The sequence below is a fragment of the Lentilactobacillus hilgardii DSM 20176 = ATCC 8290 genome (genome assembly GCF_000159315.1).
Classification (GTDB): Bacteria; Bacillota; Bacilli; order Lactobacillales; family Lactobacillaceae; genus Lentilactobacillus; species Lentilactobacillus hilgardii.
On the sequence record NZ_GG670024.1, the window covers coordinates 1 to 534 of the forward strand.

The window sequence follows — 534 nt, forward strand, 5'->3', positions numbered from 1 at the left end:
ATTTGATTAGTCAAATAGGTGTCATGAGGTTTATCTATGCCGGAAATAATGGCATTTGGAAAAGATGTTTGCCCAATGAGTGAAATCTCGATAGTATTTTCAGCCCAGGTTCGAATACGTTCAAATTTTTTTATCAATGTGGATATTGATCCGTCTTCCCCAATCAAAGCGCCACCAACGGATATACTTTCAGTGCCAGCTTGAGTAACGGTATTGATCGGGGTGTGCTTTATGACGGCGGTTTCGTTAACATTAACTGACCCAGAAAAATCTTCGCTGTCCGGCCATAAAATAGCGTAACTTTCTTTACTGCCGGGGTTCACAGGCGTTATCCACGTCACATCTTTACCACCAGTTTCAGCCATCACTGCGGCGCCAATTGCTTTCTTCAGGATTGCCCGTTGTGTGGCTTTTTGAGCAGATAAGGATTTGCTTTGGGCTTTTGAAAGCTTGGACTTGGCCGTAGCTTGTTTCTTTTTGAGCTTAGTTAAGGCACTATTTTGCTCTTGATAAACTTTCTTCAAGTTATCAAGT

1 pseudogene is annotated in these 534 nt (G+C 42.1%); it reads right to left on the reverse strand.

Annotated elements, in window-relative coordinates:
- A pseudogene (locus HMPREF0519_RS12745) lies at positions 1 to 534 on the reverse strand (hypothetical protein); the annotation flags it as partial.